The following is a 20,019-nucleotide window of genomic DNA, read 5'->3' as shown; positions in this document are numbered from 1 at the left end:
CCCCTCCCCCGCCGCTATCCACTCCTGCATGATCAAGAACTTGGTGCGGGGCCTGACCCCGCTCGCGCTGATCCTGTCCGCGCTCGCCGTGCCCTCCCCCGCCCTGTCGGCGAACGTCGTCCTCCTCCCCGACGCCCTCGCCGACCTCACCGAGGCGACCGAGGACCCGGAGGGCTACAAGGTGACCGCCTTCCGCCACTGGAACGCCGGTCTCGACCCCGACGACGGCTGCGACACCCGTGGCGAGGTCCTCCTGGAGGAAGCCGTCGAGGCCCCGAAGACCGGCCCCGGCTGCACCCTGAGGGGCGGCCGGTGGACCTCGTACTACGACGGTCAGAGCGTCAGCGACCCCGCCGCCCTCCGCGTGGACCACGTCGTCTCCCTGGAGGAGACCTGGCGGTCCGGCGCCTCCGACTGGACCGCGGCCCGGCGCGAGAGGTACGCCAACGACCTGGGCTCGCCCGGCACGCTCGTCGCCGTCACCGCCCGCAGCCGGCGGGACAAGGCCGGCCGGGACCCCGCCGACTGGGTCCCGTCGGCCTCCAGCCAGTACTGCCGCTACGTCTCCGAATGGGTCGGCACCAAGCTGCGCTGGGGCCTGACCGCCGACAAGGAGGAGATCGAGGCGCTCAAGCTGTTCGCCGACGGGCCCTGCGAGGAGACGGTCGTGGTCCGGTCGAAGGCCCCTCAGTAGCGACGAGCCCGACGCTGACGGCCAGCGAGGCGGCGGCGAGCACCGTCATCGCCGTCGCCGGCGAGGTCACCTGGGCGACGGCGCCGGCCAGCGCCGCGCTCAGCCCCTGGAGCGCCGCCATTCCCGAGGAGTGCAGCCCGAGAGCGTGACCGCGCAGCGCCTCCGGCACCAGGGCCACCAGCCGCTCCTGGTACAGCAGGCTCGCGCTGTAGCCCACCGCGGACACGGTCACCGCCACCAGGGCGAGCGGCAGCCCCGGGCCGAACGCGAAGAGCAGGTACGGGGCTGCCAGCAGCATCTGGAGCGGCGGGCCGAGCCTGGCCCGCCGCTCCGGCGACAGGAAACGCCCGACGACCGTGTCCCCGGCCAGCATCCCGAACGCGGCGCAGGCGAAGAGCGGCCCCGCGCTCTCGGGAGCGTACGGGACGAACAGCGCTTCGCAGCCGACGATCAGGCCGTTCGGGACCCAGAGGGCGAGATAGACGAGCCGGCGCGGACGAGAGGACCACAGGAGCGCGTTGCCGCGCCAGGTCTCGGCGGCCGTGACCCGGCCGGTGGTCCGTGGCGCGCGACGGGAGAGGCCCAGGCGGGCGAGGAGCGCCGCGGCGAGATGGAGGGCGGCGCCGACCAGCAGCGCTCCGCGCGGCGAGAGCATCGCCACCAGCACTCCGCCGGTCGCGAACCCGGCGATCTGGCACACACCGGCGGCCATGTTCAGCACCGAGCGGCCGAGCGGATAGCCCTCGCGGGCCAGGATCTCGCCGAGGAGTCCGTAGCGCACCCCGCCGCCCACGGAACCGGCCGGACCGAGGACCAGGAGGATCGCGAAGACCGCGGCCACCGGAAGTCCGGGAGCCGCCTGGGCGGCCGTTCCGAGGGCGAAGACCAGCGCGACGCCGGACAGGGCGGCGCGCGGCGGCAGCCGGTCCGCGGCCGACAGGAGCGTCGTCGCGCCGAGGACCTGGGCGAGCGCGGGACCGAACAGGGCGAGCGCGGAGAGGAAGGGGGAGCCCGTCGACCGGAACACGAGCGTGGCGATGCCCAGACCCGCGACCGTCTGGGCCGCGACCTGGACGGCCGCCGTGAGGAAGAGCGGGGTGAACTCCGGCGTACGGAACAGCTCCTGGTAGCTGCGCATGCGTCGGAGTCTCCGAGAGCGCGGCGGCCGGCCGATAATCTTCGCGGGGAGGCGAAACATGGGCTGGTGGCAGATCGACGCGGACGCGCTCGCCGGCAGCCGGTTCCTGGTGTCCCCGCTGGCCGAGACCATCGCCGCGCTGCAGACGCTGGACCTGCCGCGGCCCTCCCATCCGGGCGAGAGTGCCTGGCTCGCGGACCATCTGCCCGCCTACCGGGCACGTCTGACGGCCGATCCGCTCGACGCCCCGCTGGTACGGGCCGCGCTCGGGACGGCGTGGAACGCCGACTTCGTGACGCCCACACCGCTTGGCGAGGGCGAGCCCGACTTCGACCGGGAGCTGGCCCGGATCCGGGAGACACCGCCCGCGGCGGCGGTGGCGGATCTGGCCGTCTCGCTCGGCGGTCCGGTGCCGGAGCCGCTGGCGTCGGCGACCGATCTGCCGCACCGGATGGCGGAGTTGCTCACCTGGGTGTGGCGGGAGACGGTCCTGCCGACCTGGCCGCAGCGCCGGCGCGTGCTGGAGGCGGATGTGCTGGCGCGTACGGCGCGGCTGTCACGGAGCGGCTGGGCGGCGGCGCTCGACGAGCTGTGCCCGGGCAGGACGCGGTGGCTCGGGGAAGGACGGCTGCAGGTCAACACCCGTGCCGGTCCGCCGAGATCGGCCGCGGGCGGGCGCCTGTTCCTCGTGCCCGTGACCCCGAGCCGGGGATGGGTCTCGTGGGAGGGGACGGAGCGCTTCGCGATCGTCTACCCCTGCGCGGGAGCCCTCGCCGGCTCGGAGGGCCCGGCCGTGCCCTCGGCCCTTGCCGCGCTGCTCGGGAGCGGCCGGGCCGGAGTGCTCGTCCGGCTGGAGTCCCCGCTGTCCACCAGTCAGTTGGTGGCGCTGACGGGCCAGGGGCTCGGGTCGGTGGGGCGGCATCTGAAGGTGCTGCTCGACGCCCGGCTGGTGCGGCGGAGGCGGGCCGGGAGGTCCGTCCTCTACGACTGGACGGAGGCCGGGGCGGCTCTGGTGCGGGCGCAGGGCGGCCCCCGCTCCGGTGCTCTCGGAGCGGGGGCCGTCACCGCCGTACGGTGATCGGGCCTTCAGGGCCTCGATCGGGCGATCAGACCTTCAGGGCCTTGATCGCGGTCGGCGCGTGACCGGGCTCGGTGGCGATCTCCTCGAACTCGGTGACGTCGCTCATGTCGACCGTCTTGCTCATCGCGATGTTGGTGATGCGCTCCAAGATGGCCTCGACGACGACCGGGACCTGGAACTCCTGGGCCATCTTCTTGGCCTCCTCCAGGGCGGCGCCCAGCTCCTCCGGGTCGGTGACGCGGATGGCCTTGACGCCCAGGCCCTCGGCGACCTTGACGTGGTCGACGCCGTAGACGCCGATCTCCGGGGTGTTGATGTTCTCGAACTCGAGGTTGACCTCGAAGTTGATGCCCAGGTTGCCCTGCGCCTGGCGGATCAGGCCCAGGTACGCGTTGTTCACGAGGACGTGGACGTAGGGGACCTTGTGCTGCGCGGCGACCGCCAGCTCCTCGATCATGAACTGGAAGTCGTAGTCGCCGGAGAGCGCGACGATCGGGGTGTCCGGGTCCGCGGTGGCGGCGCCGATGGCGGCCGGGATGGTCCAGCCGAGCGGGCCGGCCTGGCCGCAGTTGATCCAGTGGCGCGGCTTGTAGACGTGCAGGAACTGCGCGGCGGCGATCTGGGAGAGGCCGATGGTGGTGACGTAGCGGGTCTCCGGGCCGAACGCCTTGTTCATCTCCTCGTAGACGCGCTGCGGCTTCATCGGGATGTTCTCGAAGTGCGTACGGCGCTGCAGGGTGGCCTTGCGGTCCTGCGCGGAGGCGGCCCAGGCGGAGAAGTCCGGCAGCTCGCCGGAGGCCTTGAGCTCCTTGGCGACCTCGATGAAGAGCTCGAGGGCGACCTTGGCGTCGGAGGCGATGCCGTAGTCCGGGGCGAAGATCTTGCCGATCTGGGTCGGCTCGATGTCGACGTGGACGAACTTCCGGCCCTTGGTGTAGGCCTCCATGTTGTAGCCGGTGTGGCGGTTGGCCCAGCGGTTTCCGATGCCGAGGACGAAGTCCGACTCGAGGAAGGTCGCGTTGCCGTAGCGGTGGGCCGTCTGCACACCGACCATGCCGGCGGCCAGCTCGTGGTCGTCCGGGATGGTGCCCCAACCCATCAGGGTGGAGATGACCGGGACGCCGGTCAGCTCGGCGAACTCGACCAGCAGGTCGGAGGCGTCGGCGTTGATGATGCCGCCACCGGCGACGATCAGCGGGCGCTCGGACTCCAGCAGGAACCGGATCGCCTTCTCGACCTGGGCACGGGTGGCCTGCGGCTTGTAGACCGGCAGCGGCTCGTACGTCTCCGGGTCGAACTCGATCTCGGTCAGCTGGACGTCGATCGGCAGGTCGATGAGGACCGGGCCGGGGCGGCCGGAGCGCATCAGGTGGAAGGCCTGCTGGAAGACACCGGGGACCTGCGCGGCCTCCAGGACCGTGGTGGCGGCCTTGGTGACGGGCTTGGCGATCGAGGCGATGTCGACGGCCTGGAAGTCCTCCTTGTGGAGCTTCGAGACCGGCGCCTGGCCGGTGATGCACAGGATCGGGATCGAGTCCGCGATCGCGGAGTACAGACCGGTGATCATGTCGGTGCCGGCCGGGCCGGAGGTACCGATGCAGACACCGATGTTGCCGGCCTTGGCCCGGGTGTAGCCCTCGGCCATGTGGGACGCGCCCTCGACGTGGCGGGCGAGGGTGTGGCTGATCCCGCCGACGTTCTTGAGCTCGCGGTAGAAGGGGTTGATCGCCGCGCCGGGCACGCCGAACGCGTTGGTGACGCCTTCGCGCTTGAGGATCTCAACGGCCGCTGCGGCGGCGGTCATACGAGGCATGGAGGGCTCCTGCTTCGGCCAGGCGGAAACGGGTGCGCCACCGTCCCGTGGGCTCGTTTCCGTATTGCGGAAGTATTGTTCTACTATGTGGAAGCAATGTAGGTCGGGGGGCCGACGGCCGTCAAGAGACGGCGGTCGGAGGTTGGCCGAAGTACCTCCCCTCCCGTGGCGGATTGATGGACGATGGAGTCGGGACGACAGGGGGTTCGGCGTGGGGTTCGGTGTGAGTGAGTCGGTACCGGTGCACTGCCCGGAATGCCTCCGTACGCTTCCGTACGCGGCGCCGGTGTTCCCGTGCGCGTGCGGGACGCCGGTGGTGCCACCGGTGATCCACGGGGCGACGGGTGAGCCGGTCACGCACCGCAACTGGACGGACGAGTGGGTCGCCGTGCGCTGCCTCGCCTGCGGCCGTCAGGACGAGTGGCCCCACCCGGAGCTCGGCTGCACCTGTGGCGCGGTCCTCCGCGTCCCGGTCCGCGAGGCGGGACAGGCCGGCGGCGGCACGTCGCCGGGCGCTCCCGCTCTCCAGGGCATCCCGGGGCGGACGGACGGCGTGGGGCGGGACAGCGGCGCCCTGCCGGGCCCGACGTCGGCCGGGCACAGCCACGGGCACGGTACGGGGAGCGGCGCCACGGCCCTCCCGGACGGTGACGCGGACGTGGGCCTCGACGCCGGCCCGGAGGCGCTGCCCGGTACCGCCGGAACGGGCGAGACGGCACCGGCGCCGGGCGCGCGGCCCGGAGAGGCCGAGGGCGGGCCGGACGGCCCCCACGACGTCGCCGAGGGACCTGCCGAGGGTCCCGGTTCCGATCTCGGGGCCGGCTTGGGTTCCGAGATCGGAACCGCCCTCGGACCCGGCCTCGATCTCGGTACCGGCCTCGATTCAGGAGCGGCGCGGCGCCGGGCGTTCGTCGAGCGCTACCCCGCGCACATCCCGCTGCCGCCCACGGCCCGGCACCCCGCGCCCCCGCGGCCCTCGTTCCGGCCGGTGACCATCCGTACCGCCCGGGACGCGGTCGCCGCGTCCGCCGGGTATCTGCGCTGGCTCGGGTTCCGGGACGTCGTCCAGCCCGAGGAGCGGTCCGCGTCCGGGGTCGACCTGCGGGCACCCGGACTCGTCGCCCAGGTCGATCCGAGCACCCGCCCCTCGGCGCTGCGGGCCGTCGAGTGCCTCTGGCTGAACGGGCTCAGCGGCTCGGCCGCGAGTGTCTTCTTCTCCCTCGCCGGCTACACCCCCGAGGCCCGCTCCCGCGCCGACGAGCTCGGCATCCCGCTCTTCGTCCTCGACCTGACGGGCACCCCGCAGGCGGTCAACACGCACGCCGAGGATCTGATCTCCAGGACCACCGGATGACCCCGCCCCGGCGTGCCGTGGCCACGCTCCGTCCTCCTCGGCGGCGAACGCGTCCCGCTGTCGTGGCCCGCCCGAGGCACGGGCTCCGGCTCAGACCCCGAGCCGCTGTTTGACGTCGGCGAAGAAGGGGAGGTGGCGGTAGTCCCGCGCCTCCTCGTCGTAGTCGGTGTACTGGTTCGTGAACTCCAGCAGACCGGACTTCACCTGGGCCACCGACGCGGTGTGGATCCGGCGCTCGACGGTCCGGATCTCACCGAGGAAGCTCGCGAGCACCTCCGGCAGCTCGGGCCGGAGGTGGATCCGCTCGTCGCGCAGTGCGATGCCGCCGTGCTTCGAGAGGTAGTTGAAGAGCAACTGGGAGGCCACGGCGTCGTAGTTGGGGCGCGGGATGCCTTCCACCGCGTACCGCAGCAGCCGCTCGGCGAGGATGTACTCGTACGCGCGGCGGGCCTCCTCCGCCGGGAGTTCCCGGTCGTTCAGGCACACGAGCATGGAGGAGACGTCGACACGCAGCTCCTCCAGCCCGGCGAGCGGCTTCAGCTTCTTCGCGTGCAGGTAGTCGGGTATCGGCATGTCGCCCTGCCGGTGGTGGAACTCGTGCAGCCGCACCCACCAGGAGGAAGCCGCCTCGACCAGGTCGTCGTCGGCTCCCTGGATGAGCGGGAAGCTGCCCGGCGCCATCACCTCGTCGATCATCTTCCGCGTGATGCGGTTGTGGCGTTCGACGAACTTGTCGATGAAATAGAAGATGAGGTCGTCGGGGTCCTGCCGGCCGTCGATGTGGTTCTCCGGGAAGAGCGCGACGACCACCCGGGAGTTGAATCCGTCCGAGCACGCCGTGATGTTCACCGGCATGGTGTTGCTTCCGTAGCGACGGGCCAGATGCGGGTGGGTCGGCAGCGGCTCGTAGGTGAGGTAGTCGAGGGAGAGACGGGGGAAGTAGGAGGCGTTGAACAGCGAGAAGAGGTGCCGGTCGCGCTCGGTGTTGATGTGCTCCTTGGTACGGCTCAGCCGGCGCTCCGGCGGGCCCTCGCGCAGGTCGTCGCGCAGGTCGTCCATGAAGGCGCGCACGACCGGCTGGTGGCGCGCGTGCTCGGAGGTCTCCAGGTGGCGCAGGAGTTCGGCCAGGAACACGGGGCTCGTGACATCCGTGCCGGGGGTGATCCGTCGGCGTATCTCGTTGACCTCGTCGATGACCGGCTTGATCTCGTTCGACACCGCTACCGCCTCGTCTTCGTCGTGGGATGTTTCTGCCGCTTCCCGCGCTCGAGGCCGCCGGGAACCCCGGAACCGGAGTTCCCGCGCGCGGCCCCTGCGTCACCGCTCCGGTCCGTCGGGGACTGTGTCCTGTGTGATCTGCTCATCCGCGTTCTCGTTCTCCGCAATCCAGCTCTCGATGAGGAACCTGTCGATGGAGTCCGGCCGGTAGCCGTGACCGGCCTCGATGTGCGCGCTCAGCTCGGCGGGGGTGAACCAGCGGGTCTCGACCACTTCCTCGCCGTCCGCGACCGTCTCGTCCGAGACGGCCTCGGCCCGGAACGCCACCATCAGCCCGGCCGGGAACGGCCAGGCCTGCGAGCCCTGGTAGACGACGTCCTTGACCACCACGCCGGCCTCTTCGAAGACCTCCCGGCGGACGGCGTCCTCCAGGCTCTCGCCGATCTCGACGAACCCGGCGAGGGTGCCGAAGGCCTCCGGCTCGGCTCCCGCGTGCCGTCCCAGGAGGCAGCGCCGGGGCTGCCCGGCCCGCTCCACCAGGACGATCACCGCCGGTTCGATCCGCGGGAAGAGCAGCTTGCCGCAGTCCTGGCAGACCCGCACATGGCCGCCGTCGCGGCTCTCGGCCGGGCCGCCGCACGCCCCGCAGAACCGCTGGTTGCGTGTCCAGTGCGTGATGCCCCGGGCGTAGGCGAACAGGCCCGCCTCCGCCGTGCCGATGGCCGACACCAGGGCGCGTACGTCCTGCACGGTGTCCGCCCCCGCCAGAGTGAGGGCCTCCTCGCGGGGCAGCCCGGACAGGTCGGCCGCGAGGACCGCGGTCTCGCCGTCCAGGCCCAGGAACACCGGCTCGGGGGCAGCGTCCAGGAGCGCGCGGGCCTCGACCGCTCCCAGGGTGACCGGCGCGCCGTCGCGCACGAGGCACTGGTCGCGCCAGAGCGGGACGACCCGGGTGCCGGGCCGGGCGGCGAGGCCCGTGATCCACGCGGCGTCGGTGCGTCGGCCGCCGGCCCGGTCGATGTCGAGTCCGGTGTAGTGCACGGAAGTTCTCCTGTCGTTCCTCGCCCCGCCGAAGGCCGGGGCCGGGGGTGGGTGGCTCACCCCTGGCCGCCCGCCGTGGCAGGCTCCGGTTCGCGGGCACGATCCGCGAGGGAGGCGCCGAGCACGGCGAAGGCGGCGGCCAGATCGTCCGGACAGTCGTCCAGGAGGCCGGCGACAGCGTCCCACACCACCCGCGCCGCTCTGACCAGGAGATGGTCCTGAGAGGGCGTCAAAAAGTGCTGGAAGCCCAGCATCTCCAGTGGGGCGGCGATCTGGACGAGGACGTGGTCCGGCGTCTCGATCAGCCATCCGTCGAACCGGTCCGATTCGACGATGTGTTTCACCGCCGAACGGACCGATGCGATGTCGACGGGGTCGGGTCGTCGTCTGCGGAGCACGGTCAGTCCTCGTAGCGGATGGGCTCGTAGGAGGCGAGCCGTTCGAAGTCGCGGTAGAGGGTGGCGTAGTCGTGGTTGCGGACGAGGAACGTGCCCCCGTTGTCGATGAGGGAGGCGCCCTGCTTGATCTCCTCCCCGACCCGCACCTTCCACTTCATCTCGACCTCGCTCTCCACGTCCGGTTCCACCAGTTCGGCGACGATCCCCGGCCGCTTGGGCATGACCGCGTCGAAGCAGTACATCTGCTCCTGGTCCCAGGGGTGGCTCTCCAGGCCGGCCTCGATCTCGAAGGCCAGGTTGAGCAGCGCGACCGCGTAGTTCTGCTGCATGGCGGCGAGCCCGGCGAGCCCCTTGAAGCGGGCGCCGACCTCCAGGAAGACCAGTTCGTCGTCCTTGGTGTGGAAGAGCTCCAGGTGGCTGGCACCGTCCAGCTTGCCGAGCGCGTCGAGGACGGTCTCGGCGAACCGGATCATGCGGGGGACGCGCGGGTCGGAGTCGATCAGATTGATGTCGGCGTTCACCCGGCCGCGCTGCACCTCGGTGGAGTTGACCAGGTACTCCGTCACTCCGCCGAAGACGGTCCGCCCGTCCCGGACGACGAGGTTGACGCTGAACATGGTGCCGTCGATGTGCTCCTCGTACTCGTAGCTGCGGCCGAGGTCGCGCGGCAGGGCGAAGAACTCCTCCGCCGTGAAGATCTTGTACACGCCGTCCGCGGAGGCGGCGTCGACCGGTTTGAGGACGAACGGCATGCCGACGTCCGCGACGATACGGTCCAGGCAGGCGGCCGGGTCGTCCTGGTGGGCCCGCTGGTCGAAGCGGCCGAAGCGGGGCACGCGCAGACCGGTCCCGGCCAGCTTCTCCTTCATCAGGCACTTGTCCCGGTACGGCAGGAGCTGCTCGTAGGTGGGCCCGGAGAGGCCGAACTCCTCCCGCAGCTCGGCCGTCAGCAGCAGGTTGCGCTCGTCGAAGCAGTGCAGCGTGAGCTCTCCGGGGCCGGCCGCGGCGGCCATCTCCCGCACGATGGCGCGGGTGGCGGCGGGGTCGACGATCGAGGACTCGGTGTACGACGGGTCCTCCAGGCCGCACGGGACGACATGGATCCGGTGGAAGTAGGCCCGCTCGGCCTCCGAGACGTTGGCACTGTCCTGCTCGGAGAAGATCCCCACGAAGCGGACCTTCTCCGGCTCCACCAGCAGGTCGTGGCGGAAGACTCCGAAGCCACGCGTCGATATCACTGCGACTGTCCTCATGCGGTTTCTCCGATCGGCTTCGTGGTGTGCGCTCGCCGTTCCAGCACCAGCAGCAGCGGGATCGCCAGCAGGCTCAGTCCGAGCAGGAAGAGCATCGGCAGGACCTTGCCCCTGGCCAGCAGGAAGGTGAGCAGACCTGGCGCGGCGACCTCGCCGACGGTCCAGGACAACTGGTAGGTGGCCAGATAGCGGCCGCGGATGTGCGCGGGGGCCATCGACACGCTGAGCGTCTCGACGGCGGGGAAGGCGATGACCTCGGCGAGGGTGAAGACGACCATCGCCAGGAAGAGTCCCGCGTAGGTGACGGCGTCGGGTGTGGTGTACAGGATCGCGAAGAGGCCGAAGGCCGCCGCGTTGAGCACCGCCGCCAGCATGATGACGCGGGTCATCCGGGACCCCTCGGTCCGCTTGGAGACGAGGGTCTGGGTGAGGGAGACCTGGACCGCGTTGACCACGATCAGGGTGCCGGCGGTCCAGGCGGGCAGCTCCAGCGCGTCGACGATGTAGATCGCGAGCAGCACCTTGATCAGCATCTGGCCGAAGACCAGGGTGGCGTTGACCCCGATGAGAAGGGTGTACGAGACGTCCCGCAGGACGGTGGCGTAACTCGCCCTGGCCTGATCCACCTGCTCCCCTACGCCGGCGGGTGCCACGGGCTCGGGGGGCTCCCGCCGCACGGGCCTCCACAGGAACAGCAGGGTCGCGGCCAGGACGTAACTGACCGCGTTGCCGACCACGATGGCGTGCAGGGCGGTGCCCTCGCCCAGGGTGAACGCGAAGGCGGCGAGCGCGCCCCCGATGCCCATCGCCGTGTTCCGCAGGGCCGTCATGAAGCCGAACCAGCTGGTGCGCCGGTCCTCCGGAGAGGCCAGCACCACCAGACCGCTGCTTGAGGTCCAGTAGGTGGTGTGGCCGACCTGCACCAGGAAGACGACGAGGACGATCTGCCAGACGGAGTGGGCCATGAGGAAGCCGAGATAGCCGGCGACCGAGACGAGGTTGCCCCAGGCGGCGGTACGGCGGGCGGTGAAGCGGTCGATCAGCGGCCCCACGACGAGCGCGGCGGGCAGCGCGATCAGCCGCGCGACGGTCATCGCGGCGCCGATCGCCGTGACGGAGACCGAGGTCGTCCTGGCGAAGTACACCAGCGTGAACGCCATGATCAGCCCGGTGCCGAGGCTGTCGATGAGGCTCGCGGAGACGAACCTGCCGTTGCCCTTCAGACGCGGTATGCCGAGTTTCTGCCATACCGTCTCGGGTGCGAGGGTGGTTGCCACTGTCCCGGCTCTCTCTCGTTGGCTCGTGGGGGCGGGGTCGGGCTCAGCCCGCGGCCGGTCGGGTGACCACCCGCACCCGGCCGATGAGCGCGTCGATGCGCTCGATGGCGGCCGCGGTGGTGTCGGCGGTGACCAGGACCTGCACGTGACGGCCGAAGTTGTCGCTCATCGGCTCGATCACGTCCCCCGGGCGCACGTGGACGTCCACCCCCAGGACCCCGGGCTCGGCGCGCAGTGCCTCGACTCCCTCGACGGTCTCGACGATGCCGGGCTCGCCGTTGACCCACTTGGTGGCGGCGCCGAGGACGGGCTCGGGGCGGTCGGTGAGCGCGGGCAGGACGCGCGTCGGCCAGCCGGAGGCGTACCGCTCGATGTCGAAGCCGTGGGTGACGGCCATGAAGTCCAGCAGGCGGTCGCCGGCGACCCGGTCATGGCCCTCGATGATCCGCGGGCCCTTGGAGGAGAGCTTGATCTCGGTGTGGCCGACGCCGTGCCTCAGCCCCATGGCCGTCAGGAAGCCGACGACGTGGTCCACGATGGTGGACTCGTCCTCCTCGCTCAGGATCGCCGGGAGGGCGTGCCCCATCTCGACGCAGCCTTCGTGGAACTTGTCGGTGATCGAGACGACGATGTGCCGGCCGTCGAAGGAGAAGCTCTCGACGCTGTACTCGACGCCGTCGATGTACTCCTCGGCGATGAAGCGGTCCACCGGGTAGAAGGTGGCCATCGGCAGGTCGTCGCGGCCGCGCAGCCCGGTCAGCTCCGCCCACGCCTCGTCCGTCTCCTCCGGGCCGTGGATGACGGCGATGCCCCGGCTGGCGGTGCCGTCCAGCGGCTTGACGATCACCGGGAAGCCGTACCGTCCGGCGAAGTCGCGGACGTCGGCGGACGAGGCGACCTCGGCACAGCCCACCGACTCGAATCCGGTGCTGTGCAGCCACTCGCGCATCCGCAGCTTGTCGTGGAAGCGGCGCGCCACCTCGTACGAGGTGCCGTCGAAGCCCAGCATGTCGTTGATGCGGCCGGCCAGTTCGGTCGCCTGCTCCACCAGGGTCATGACCGCGGTGAAGCCGTACGCCTCGTGGGCGGCGCGGACGATCGGGCGGGTCACCTCCCAGTCGAGGTAGTCCACGAGCAGCAGGGCGTCGGCCATCTCGGCCTGGCCGGGGAGCAGGCGCTCCTTGTGCTGGAGGAAGACGATCCGCAGGCCGAGTTCCTTGGCCTTTTGCAGGGCCTCCAGGCGTCCGCCGATGATGAGGATCGTGGCGGGGTCGTCGCCACCGGGGGTACGGGAGGGGGTGTCGGTGTTCACGTGGGCCGCTCCTTCGCTCGTCATGAGGTCGCCGTCATCGGGGCGATTCCGTCGGTCGCGGGGCGCCGGCGGGCGCCTTCCGCCTCGTCGTAGAGGGCCTCGACGATGATGTCGAGGCCACGCAGCAGGCTGCTGTCCTCCGCGATCAGCGGCGGAAGGATCTTGACCACCTCGCTGTCGCGGCCGCAGGTCTCCACGATCAGTCCGTGCTCGAAGCAGCGGCGGGAGACCTTGGCTCCGGAGATGCCGGTGGCGCCGAGGTCGATGCCCTGGATCAGGCCGCGCCCCCGCAGCCGGGCGCCGAACCGGGCGACCACCTCCCGGCGGAGGAAGCCGGCGACCAGCTCGCCCTTGCGGCGCACCTCCGCGCCGAAGGCCGGGGCGGCGCCGTCCGCCCAGTGGGCGCGCAGGGCGGCGGCGGCCGCGACGAAGGCGAGCTGATTGCCGCGGAAGGTGCCGTTGTGCTGGCCCGGCTTCCAGATGTCGTACTCCGGCTTGAGCAGGAGCAGCGCCATCGGCAGGCCGAAGCCGCTGATCGACTTGGAGAGGGTGATCAGGTCCGGTGCGATCCCGGCCTCTTCGAAGGAGAAGAACGAGCCGGTCCGGCCGCAGCCGACCTGGATGTCGTCGACGACGAGGAGCACCCGGTGGGTGTCGCACCAGCGGCGCAGCCCGGTGAGGAAGGCGTCCGGGGCGACGTACACCCCGCCCTCGCACTGGACGGTCTCCAGGAGCACCGCGGCCGGTTTCTCGACACCGGAGCTGGGGTCGCCCACCAGCCGGTCCAGGAGGTCGAGACTGTCGAACGGGCCCATCGGCGAGTCCGGGTAGGGCACGTGGGTGACGCCGGACAGCGTGGGGCGCAGGCCCTGCTTGTAGAAGTCGGAGCCGACCGCGGCGAGCGCGCCGGTGCTCATCCCGTGGAAGCCGCCGCCGAAGGCGATCACGTTCGTGCGGCCGGTCACCAGGCGGGCGACCTTCAGCGCGGCCTCCACCGCGTTGGTCCCGGACGGGCTGCAGAACATCACCTTGTGGTCGAGGCCGCGCGGGCGGAGCACCAGGTCCCGGAAGACCTCCAGGAAGTCCTGTTTGGCGGTGGTCGCCAGGTCGAGGCCGTGGGTCAGCCCGTCCCGCTCCACGTGGTCGATGAGGGCCTGTTTGGCGAAGCCGGGGTTGTGGCCGTAGTTCAGGGCGCCCGCGCCGGCGAGGAAGTCGAGGTAGCGGGTCCCGTCCGCGCTGACCATGAATTCCCGGCTGGCGGTCTCGAAGGTGGCGGGGAAGGACCGCGCGTACGAGCGGACCGCCGATTCACGGTCCTCGAACACCTCGGCCAGGTCTGGGCCCTGGGTCATGGTTCCCTTTCCCTCTCTGTCGGGTGCGGGGGCGGTCATGGCTGCCGTCCGTCGGACGCGGGCAGGTCCCGGCCGATGTGCTCCGAGAAGGCGACGATGTTGTGCGGGTTGTCGCCGAGCCGTACGCCGTTGACGACGACCTCCTGCCGGGCCGCGAGGCCGCGTCGGTGCGCCTCGGCGGCGGTGGGCGCGGTGACGATGAACATGCCGACGGCGTCCAGTTGGTCGGCGCGGCCGCTGAGCCGCTCCCCCGGGCTCTTGGTGGCGCGGGCGGCGATGCTGTCCCCGGGGAACTCGATGGTCCGGAACTCGGTGGTGCCCGGCGGGGGCAGCACCACCATCTCGACGGCGTACCGCGGCGTCCGTGCGGTGAAGCCGAGGTCCGGTTCGATGCCGCAGCCGATGTCGACGAGGACGCTCGCGTAGTCGAGTCCGTACGCCTCTCCGATGGACACCGGGGAGGCGAAGCCGGCGGGGCGCGGGTTGAAGTCGATGAGTTCGGCGGTGCCGTCGTCGGCGACGATGAACTCCAGGTGTGTGCCGCCGTGGTGGAAGCCGAGGCACTCGTGGACGGCCCGGGACTTCTCGACGAGCCGCGGCAGGTGTGGGTGGTGGTAGGGGGTCTGCATGCCCTGTTCGACGACGGGGTCGGAGGCGAGGACGTAGCGGCCGGTCAGGGTGACGAAGCCGACCTCCCCCCGGTGCACCACGGATTCGACGGAGAGCAGCTCGCCCTCGGCCTTCTCCTCCAGGACGAATCCGCCATGGGCGCGGATGTACTCCCGCATCAGCGGGTTGACGACGTCGGCGGTGCGGACGCGGGCGGCGACGGCGTGCAGTTCGGCGATCGTGGAGACCTCGAAGCAGAGCGCGCTGCCGGTGCCGTTGGCGGGCTTGAGCACGGCCGCTCCGGCGAACTCCCAGCTCTGCCAGGCCAGCGCCTCGTCGAGCGGTACGCCGCGCAGGGCGGAGAGGCCGGCCTCGTGGAGCGTGGCGCGCACCTGGGTCTTGTCGAGGATGCGCAGCAGGGTGTCGGGGTCGGTCGTCGGGAGGCCGGCGAGCTGTCGCAGGGCGGCTTGGTGGGGCAGGGCGGGCTCGAGCATGCTGTGCGTGCCGACGATGTCGTACCGGCCGGCCAGGTCCTTCAGGACGCTGTCGAGCGCCGGAGTGCCGCTCCAGGAGGCGACGGTGACGAGCTCGTCCACGAGGCCGTCCGGGACGGTGAAGGGGCCGGTCGCGCAGAGCGGGTTGTGGTTGAGGGCGACGATGTCGAAGCCGCGCGCCTTCGCCTCCCGCGCGGTGTAGATCATGGCGTTCATCAGCTCGAAGAGGACGAACGCTTTTCTGCGGGGCATGGGCGTTCTCACTTCCCTGTGGGGACGGCGACGGCGTGCGGCGCGGTGGCCGTGGCCGGTTCGGCCCCGATGTCGGTGCGGTAGCGCATGCCGGGGAAGGAGATGCGCTCGATGCGGGCGTAGGCCCGGCGGCGGGCCTGGTCGGGTGTCTGTCCGGCGCCGACGACATGGACGACGCGGCCGCCGGTGGTCCGCGGGGTGCCGGCGGCGTCGCGGCGTACGTGGGCGCAGAAGACGAGGGCCGCGTCGGGGTTGTCGGGTCCTTCGCCTCCGTCGGATCCTCCGCCTCCGTCGAGTGCTTCGCCTCGGTCAATCCCGTCGGTCCGGTCCAGGCCGTGGACCGGTTGGCCGGTGGCGAAGGGGCCGAAGGGCCAGCCCACGAGGGCGTCCGGGTCCGCCGGGTCGAGGCAGCCCTGGACCAGAGCGACGGAGCAGCGGGCGAGGCCGTCGGTGTCGAGGCGATGCCGGGCCAGGTCGCGGGCGAGGACGGCGCGGCACAGCTCCGTGAAGTCGCTGCGGACGCCCGGCAGGACGGCCTCGGCCTCGGAGTCGCCGAACCGGGCGTTGATCTCGATGACGACCGGGCCGCGGGAGGTGAGCATGGCGCCGATGTAGACGAAGCCGGTGAAGTCGAGGCCCTCCGCCTTCAGCCCGCGCACCAGCGGGTCGACGAGCGTGGCCCGCAGCCGCTCGCGCAGCGCCGGGCTGTCGTACGGGTGCGGGGCCACGGACCCCATGCCGTCGCAGTTCTTGCCGGCGTCGGCCTCCAGGGTGCGCTTGTAGTCCATGGCGGTCGGGAAGAGGAGCGCGGTGTCCCCGTCGAGCAGGGCGAACACCGAGACCTCGCGGCCGGTCAGGCGCTCCTCGACGACGACCCGCAGGCCGGAGTCGGTGCCGCCGGCGCGCTCCGCGCCGGCGGCCCGCCGGGCCTCCGCGTCGAAGCGGTCGATCGCCGCGAGGGCCTCGGCCGGGGAGTCGCAGACCACCGAGCCGTCGCCGTCGGGGGTGAGCCCGTCGGTCTTGACGACACAGCGGTACGGCCGCGAGCCGACGTACTCCTTCGCCTTCGCCGCGTCCGTGAACACCTCGAACTCGGCCACGGGGATGCCGTGGTCGCGGCAGAACGCCTTGCCCCGCGCCTTGCTCGTCTCCAGGGCGGCCGCGGCGGCGGTGGGCCCGATGACCCGGTGCCCGGCCCGGCGCAGCTCGTCGACGTACCCCAGCGACAGGGCGTCGATGTGGGAGACGAAGACGAACTCCACGGGGTGGGCGTCCAGGTAGGCGAGGGCCGTGCGCGGGTCGTCCAGGCTGACGGAGCCGGCGGGCACGATGCGCGGATGGTCCACGACGTCGCAACCAGGGCCGTAGTGGACGGTCACGTGCGGGTCGGTGCGGGTGAACAGCTCGCAGATCGCGTGGCCGCGTCCGGTGCCGTCCACGACGAGGACGGCGTGGGGTCTCCGGGTCACCGGGTCACCCCGCCCTGGTCGGGGTGAGCGGTGCGGAGGGTACGGCGGTCCAGTCGCGGACGCTGTTGCCGACGTACACGTGGGTGAGCAGACCGCCCCACGCCTCGAAGTAGCGGTCGGCGTTGCCGGTCTCCAGGTCCTCGTTGCGGATCCAGGAGGAGTTCGCCCAGTCGACCTTCGGGCGGACGTGGTGCAGGTCGTGCTGCACGGTGTCGCCGACGAGGACCCACATCCGGTACGGCGCGTAGAGCAGCACCATCCGCAGCCACCAGCCGGTCCAGGCGCCGCAGCGGGCCAGCGCCCCGGCGCCGGTGGTCGCGGGGACGGGCACACCGCAGAAGCGGCCGAAGGTGAGCTGGTCGCGCTGTGCCTTGGTGAGCCGTTCGGCGTTGTCGTACAGCCACCACCGGTGCTCGCTGAGGGTGTAGAGCAGCGTCTGGTTCTGGAAGAAGAAGGTCGCGGGGAGGAACCAGAAGAGCAGCCATTCGAGCCACCAGCCGGTGAGGGCGAGGAAGGTGGCGGTGCCGGCGAGGTAGGTGTACGCCATCGCCATCCGGTAGAGCGGTGAGCGGGTGAGGAAGTTGCCGCGGATCCGGCTGGAGAGGAAGCCCCAGTGGTGGGCCGGCGACAGGACCGCCTTGAGCAGGTAGCGGCGGAACTCCCGCCGGTTCATGCCCGGTCCGGCTCCGGTGCTCAGGAGGTAGAGGGTGTCGCCGTCCTTGAGGGAGCACGGGAAGGCGTGGTGGGTGAGGTGTTCCTGGCGGTTGCCGTCGTACGGCGGGCGCCACAGCAGGGTGGTGATGATCTCGCTCACGACGCGGTTCCCCGCCGTGGAGCCGGTGAACATCTTGTGCAGCGTCTGGTGGACGACGACCACGTCGAGACGGCGCATGCCGCCGGCCGTGGTGGGCCAGGAGAGCAGGACCAGCGGGACGAGGACGTACCAGGGCCGGGTCAGCGCGTGGACGCCGAGGGCGATGCCGAAGGCGGTCTGGACCGCGCCGGCGATCAGGGCCAGGGTGGGCCGCCACAGCACCCGCGGCCGGGCCCCGGCCAGCGGTACGCCGGTCACCCAGGTCAGGAAGGGCTGGACGGCGCGCGGCAGGCCACGCATCGTCTCGCGCGGCTGCACGGCCTCACCAGGACGCGCCTCGGTACCGGCGGCTCGCGGCACCTCGGTACCGGCGGCTCGCGGCGCCTCGGACGACGGCGTCGGCTCCTCGGGGCGGGGCGTCCCGGGGGACGGCATCGGCTCGTGTGCGGGCATCGACGGCTCCTCGGTGGACGGCCGCACCGGTTCAGCCCGCACTTCGGGGGTCCCGGACGCCGCCGAAGAGCGTGTCGTTGGTCTCGTGCGTCATCGGCTTGGTCAGGTCGTCGGTGCTGGCCAGCGTCATGTTGACGATGGTGCGTCGGCCCTCGCCGCGGATGGGGTGCACGCGGTGCATGGTGGTGTTCGTCTTCACGACGTAGGCGTCGCCGGCCTCCAGCGCGTACGAGCGCACCTGACTGCTGATCAGGGCGCCGTAGACGTCCGGGTTCTCCTTGTTCCAGGAGGTGTGGGGCACGGCCTGGACGAAGCCGCCCTCGGTGTAGTGCGGCGCTTCGAGGACCAGGATGATGCCGTAGGTGTAGTCGTCCCAGTGCCAGCCGTGGGTGTCGCCCGACTTCCCGAGGCGGCTGATGACGTAGTGCTCGCCGGCGTACGGGCAGGAATGCACCTGCTCACCCACGAGGTCGGAGACGAATCCGAGGACTTCCGGGGAGAAGTAGAACGCGTCGATCAGCGGACCTTCGTCCTTGATCACCGGCTGCCCGACCGTCGTCATACTGCGCGGTGTGTTGTCGGTGATCTCGAAGACGAGGTCGTGTTTCACTCCGTACCTGTCCATGATGGAACAGGCTTCGTCCTTGATCGGCCCGAAGAGTTCGGGCGGCAGGAGTCGGCGGAGCGGGACGATGTGTTCCGAGGCGAACTGCTCGCGCAGCGCGGCCTTCCTGTCGGCGTCGAAGGTCTCCGTGAAATGGCGGCCGAGCAGCCCGTTCACCTCGGCTGCGGTGACGCGCAGCGTGCTTCCCTCAGCGGTCATCTGATTTCCCTCGTGGTGTGGTGGTGCGGTGCGGAGCTGTGCGGTCGGAATACCGGGACCCGGAACTCACCTCCGGAGTCCCCTGACGCGCGTCAGGCGTCCGCCGGCCGCCGGAACTCCAGCGCGTGGACCGTGAACCGCTCGCCCTCGAATTCGGCGCTGCCGATCGCACGCTGCGCCTCGAGAATGCCGAGCATGGTCTCCTTGTGTTCGGCGTACGCCAGCAGCGGAATGTCCATCTCGCAGACTTCGAGCGTGCGCCATTCGTAACCGCGCATCTCCAGGTCGGCGATGGTGCGCGGCACGTCGGCCAGCGAGGAATGCGCCATGATCAGCCGGCCGCCGGGGGCGAGGAGATCGTCCATCCGCGCGACGACGGCGTCGTACAGCGCCCGGCCGTTCCGGCCCGCCACCAGGGCCGTCTCCAGGCCGTTGTCGGTGGAGTAGCTCGGGTCGTGGGGCAGGTGCGGCGGGTTGGTGACGACCAGGTCGAACTTCCGGTCGGGCACGTACAGCGCCAGGTCGGCCGTGACACACGACAGGCGGCCGGTGTCCAGGCCGTTGAGCTCGACGTTGGCCCGGGTCTCGGGGGCCGAGGCCGCGTTGATGTCCAGGGCGGTCACGTGCGCGGCGCCGGCGGCGAGCAGGGCGACGGTGTAGAGGCCGGATCCGCAGCCCACGTCGAGCGCACGGACACCTTCGAGGTCCAGGGCGTGCTCGCCGTCGAGCGCGGCGACCAGGCTGAGGCCGCAGTCGGTGGGGAAGAGCACCTCGGAGGGGTCGTCGACGCCGATGCGCAGCTTTCTGCCGCGGAACTCGAAGACTCCGAAGGACGGCCTCGCGGCCCAGAGGGATCCGTTCTCGCCGACGGGCAGGACGCGCTTCCTGGTGAGCACCTTCGTGGGGGCGTGGGTCATCTCAGCCGGGACCTTTCGACTCGTGTATGACGGACAGCCTGAATTCACCTGCGCCGGACATGTACGGACCCATGCACGCCGGACCGAAAAGGCAGGCAGAACCGGGGCGCGCAGGGCAGGGCAGGGCAGGGCAGAGCGAGAAAAGAAGAATTGACAGGGAAACCAGCCGTCAAGGCATGGACATGACACGTCTCAGGGCATGTACGCGTGTGTCGAAAAGAGCACGCGAGGCATGCCGGACGTGGTATTGATCCGCA

The 20,019-nt window shown here is 71.1% G+C and carries 16 protein-coding genes and 1 pseudogene; 3 read left to right on the top strand and 14 right to left on the bottom strand.

All coding sequences use genetic code 11. The annotated features are described in order from the left end of the window. The first annotated feature begins 28 nt into the window (after nucleotides 1-28). Nucleotides 29-694: an HNH endonuclease family protein gene (locus tag ACZ4VW_RS19345; RefSeq protein ID WP_467963887.1), complete on the top strand. Its 666-nt coding sequence runs from the start codon at nucleotides 29-31 to the stop codon at nucleotides 692-694. Here ACZ4VW_RS19345 and ACZ4VW_RS19340 read toward each other — a convergent pair. Further along, a complete protein-coding gene (locus tag ACZ4VW_RS19340; RefSeq protein ID WP_467963885.1) occupies nucleotides 630-1,832 on the bottom strand; it encodes an MFS transporter in 1,203 nt (400 codons plus the stop codon). The genes ACZ4VW_RS19345 and ACZ4VW_RS19340 overlap by 65 nt on opposite strands. Before the next feature lie 58 nt (nucleotides 1,833-1,890). Here ACZ4VW_RS19340 and ACZ4VW_RS19335 point away from each other — a divergent pair, with 58 nt between their 5' ends. Next, complete coding sequence (locus ACZ4VW_RS19335) at nucleotides 1,891-2,910, top strand: transcriptional regulator (RefSeq protein WP_467963883.1); 1,020 nt, start codon at nucleotides 1,891-1,893, stop codon at nucleotides 2,908-2,910. 28 nt (nucleotides 2,911-2,938) lie between these two features. Here ACZ4VW_RS19335 and gcl read toward each other — a convergent pair whose 3' ends face one another. After that, nucleotides 2,939-4,726, bottom strand: coding sequence for a glyoxylate carboligase (gene gcl, locus ACZ4VW_RS19330; protein ID WP_467963881.1), 1,788 nt, complete (start codon nucleotides 4,724-4,726; stop codon nucleotides 2,939-2,941). Nucleotides 4,727-5,648: 922 nt separating this feature from the next. On the opposite strand from gcl, the pseudogene ACZ4VW_RS19325 reads away from it, so the two are divergent. Continuing rightward, nucleotides 5,649-6,080: pseudogene (locus tag ACZ4VW_RS19325) on the top strand (hypothetical protein); the annotation flags it as partial. Between the two features lie 90 nt (nucleotides 6,081-6,170). On the opposite strand, the gene ACZ4VW_RS19320 reads toward ACZ4VW_RS19325, so the two are convergent. The 12 genes from ACZ4VW_RS19320 to ACZ4VW_RS19265 all read right to left on the bottom strand — a co-directional run bounded on the left by ACZ4VW_RS19320 (nucleotide 6,171) and on the right by ACZ4VW_RS19265 (nucleotide 19,762). Continuing rightward, the gene (locus ACZ4VW_RS19320) at nucleotides 6,171-7,298 is read right to left on the bottom strand and encodes a DUF6421 family protein (RefSeq protein WP_467963879.1); all 1,128 of its coding nucleotides are present in this window, start codon (nucleotides 7,296-7,298) and stop codon (nucleotides 6,171-6,173) included. Between the two features lie 99 nt (nucleotides 7,299-7,397). After that, nucleotides 7,398-8,339 (bottom strand): NAD(+) diphosphatase, encoded by a 942-nt coding sequence (gene nudC / locus ACZ4VW_RS19315; RefSeq protein ID WP_467963877.1) that lies wholly within the window; start codon nucleotides 8,337-8,339, stop codon nucleotides 7,398-7,400. Nucleotides 8,340-8,395: 56 nt separating this feature from the next. Further along, nucleotides 8,396-8,737, bottom strand: a complete 342-nt coding sequence (locus tag ACZ4VW_RS19310) for a hypothetical protein (protein WP_467963875.1) — start codon at nucleotides 8,735-8,737, stop codon at nucleotides 8,396-8,398. Between the two features lie 2 nt (nucleotides 8,738-8,739). Next, nucleotides 8,740-9,990 (bottom strand): ATP-grasp domain-containing protein, encoded by a 1,251-nt coding sequence (locus ACZ4VW_RS19305; protein WP_467963873.1) that lies wholly within the window; start codon nucleotides 9,988-9,990, stop codon nucleotides 8,740-8,742. Continuing rightward, nucleotides 9,987-11,267: an MFS transporter gene (locus tag ACZ4VW_RS19300; RefSeq protein ID WP_467963871.1), complete on the bottom strand. Its 1,281-nt coding sequence runs from the start codon at nucleotides 11,265-11,267 to the stop codon at nucleotides 9,987-9,989. Before ACZ4VW_RS19300 ends, ACZ4VW_RS19305 begins: the two co-directional genes overlap by 4 nt. Before the next feature lie 43 nt (nucleotides 11,268-11,310). After that, nucleotides 11,311-12,579 (bottom strand): ATP-grasp domain-containing protein, encoded by a 1,269-nt coding sequence (locus ACZ4VW_RS19295; protein WP_467963869.1) that lies wholly within the window; start codon nucleotides 12,577-12,579, stop codon nucleotides 11,311-11,313. A gap of 20 nt (nucleotides 12,580-12,599) precedes the next feature. Then, nucleotides 12,600-13,931 (bottom strand): diaminobutyrate--2-oxoglutarate transaminase, encoded by a 1,332-nt coding sequence (locus tag ACZ4VW_RS19290; protein ID WP_467963867.1) that lies wholly within the window; start codon nucleotides 13,929-13,931, stop codon nucleotides 12,600-12,602. 35 nt (nucleotides 13,932-13,966) lie between these two features. Beyond that, nucleotides 13,967-15,286, bottom strand: coding sequence for an ATP-grasp domain-containing protein (locus ACZ4VW_RS19285; RefSeq protein WP_467963865.1), 1,320 nt, complete (start codon nucleotides 15,284-15,286; stop codon nucleotides 13,967-13,969). An 8-nt stretch (nucleotides 15,287-15,294) separates the two neighbouring features. After that, on the bottom strand, nucleotides 15,295-16,755 hold the full coding sequence (locus ACZ4VW_RS19280) for a phosphoribosylamine--glycine ligase (RefSeq protein WP_467963863.1): 1,461 nt from the start codon (nucleotides 16,753-16,755) through the stop codon (nucleotides 15,295-15,297). A 4-nt stretch (nucleotides 16,756-16,759) separates the two neighbouring features. After that, nucleotides 16,760-18,022, bottom strand: coding sequence for a fatty acid desaturase (locus ACZ4VW_RS19275; RefSeq protein WP_467963861.1), 1,263 nt, complete (start codon nucleotides 18,020-18,022; stop codon nucleotides 16,760-16,762). A 31-nt stretch (nucleotides 18,023-18,053) separates the two neighbouring features. Further along, nucleotides 18,054-18,845 carry a HalD/BesD family halogenase gene (locus ACZ4VW_RS19270; protein WP_467963859.1) on the bottom strand — a complete coding sequence of 264 codons (792 nt, stop codon included), beginning with the start codon at nucleotides 18,843-18,845 and terminating at the stop codon, nucleotides 18,054-18,056. A 92-nt stretch (nucleotides 18,846-18,937) separates the two neighbouring features. Further along, nucleotides 18,938-19,762 carry a methyltransferase gene (locus ACZ4VW_RS19265; RefSeq protein WP_467963857.1) on the bottom strand — a complete coding sequence of 275 codons (825 nt, stop codon included), beginning with the start codon at nucleotides 19,760-19,762 and terminating at the stop codon, nucleotides 18,938-18,940. Nucleotides 19,763-20,019: the final 257 nt, after the last annotated feature.

The organism is Streptomyces sp. NPDC029139 (assembly GCF_055564335.1).
Note: the sequence above shows the minus strand (reverse complement) of the source record. Positions and strands in the feature narration are given on the sequence as shown.

Excerpts from the sequence above, each read along its gene's own strand:
- ACZ4VW_RS19345 (WP_467963887.1), top strand. The coding sequence starts at position 29 with ATGATCAAGAACTTGGTGCGGGGCCTGACCCCGCTCGCGCTGATCCTG.
- ACZ4VW_RS19340 (WP_467963885.1), bottom strand. The coding sequence starts at position 1,832 with ATGCGCAGCTACCAGGAGCTGTTCCGTACGCCGGAGTTCACCCCGCTC.
- ACZ4VW_RS19335 (WP_467963883.1), top strand. The coding sequence starts at position 1,891 with ATGGGCTGGTGGCAGATCGACGCGGACGCGCTCGCCGGCAGCCGGTTC.
- gcl (WP_467963881.1), bottom strand. The coding sequence starts at position 4,726 with ATGCCTCGTATGACCGCCGCCGCAGCGGCCGTTGAGATCCTCAAGCGC.
- ACZ4VW_RS19305 (WP_467963873.1), bottom strand. The coding sequence starts at position 9,990 with ATGAGGACAGTCGCAGTGATATCGACGCGTGGCTTCGGAGTCTTCCGC.
- ACZ4VW_RS19290 (WP_467963867.1), bottom strand. The coding sequence starts at position 13,931 with ATGACCCAGGGCCCAGACCTGGCCGAGGTGTTCGAGGACCGTGAATCG.
- ACZ4VW_RS19285 (WP_467963865.1), bottom strand. The coding sequence starts at position 15,286 with ATGCCCCGCAGAAAAGCGTTCGTCCTCTTCGAGCTGATGAACGCCATG.
- ACZ4VW_RS19275 (WP_467963861.1), bottom strand. The coding sequence starts at position 18,022 with ATGCCCGCACACGAGCCGATGCCGTCCCCCGGGACGCCCCGCCCCGAG.
- ACZ4VW_RS19270 (WP_467963859.1), bottom strand. The coding sequence starts at position 18,845 with ATGACCGCTGAGGGAAGCACGCTGCGCGTCACCGCAGCCGAGGTGAAC.
- ACZ4VW_RS19265 (WP_467963857.1), bottom strand. The coding sequence starts at position 19,762 with ATGACCCACGCCCCCACGAAGGTGCTCACCAGGAAGCGCGTCCTGCCC.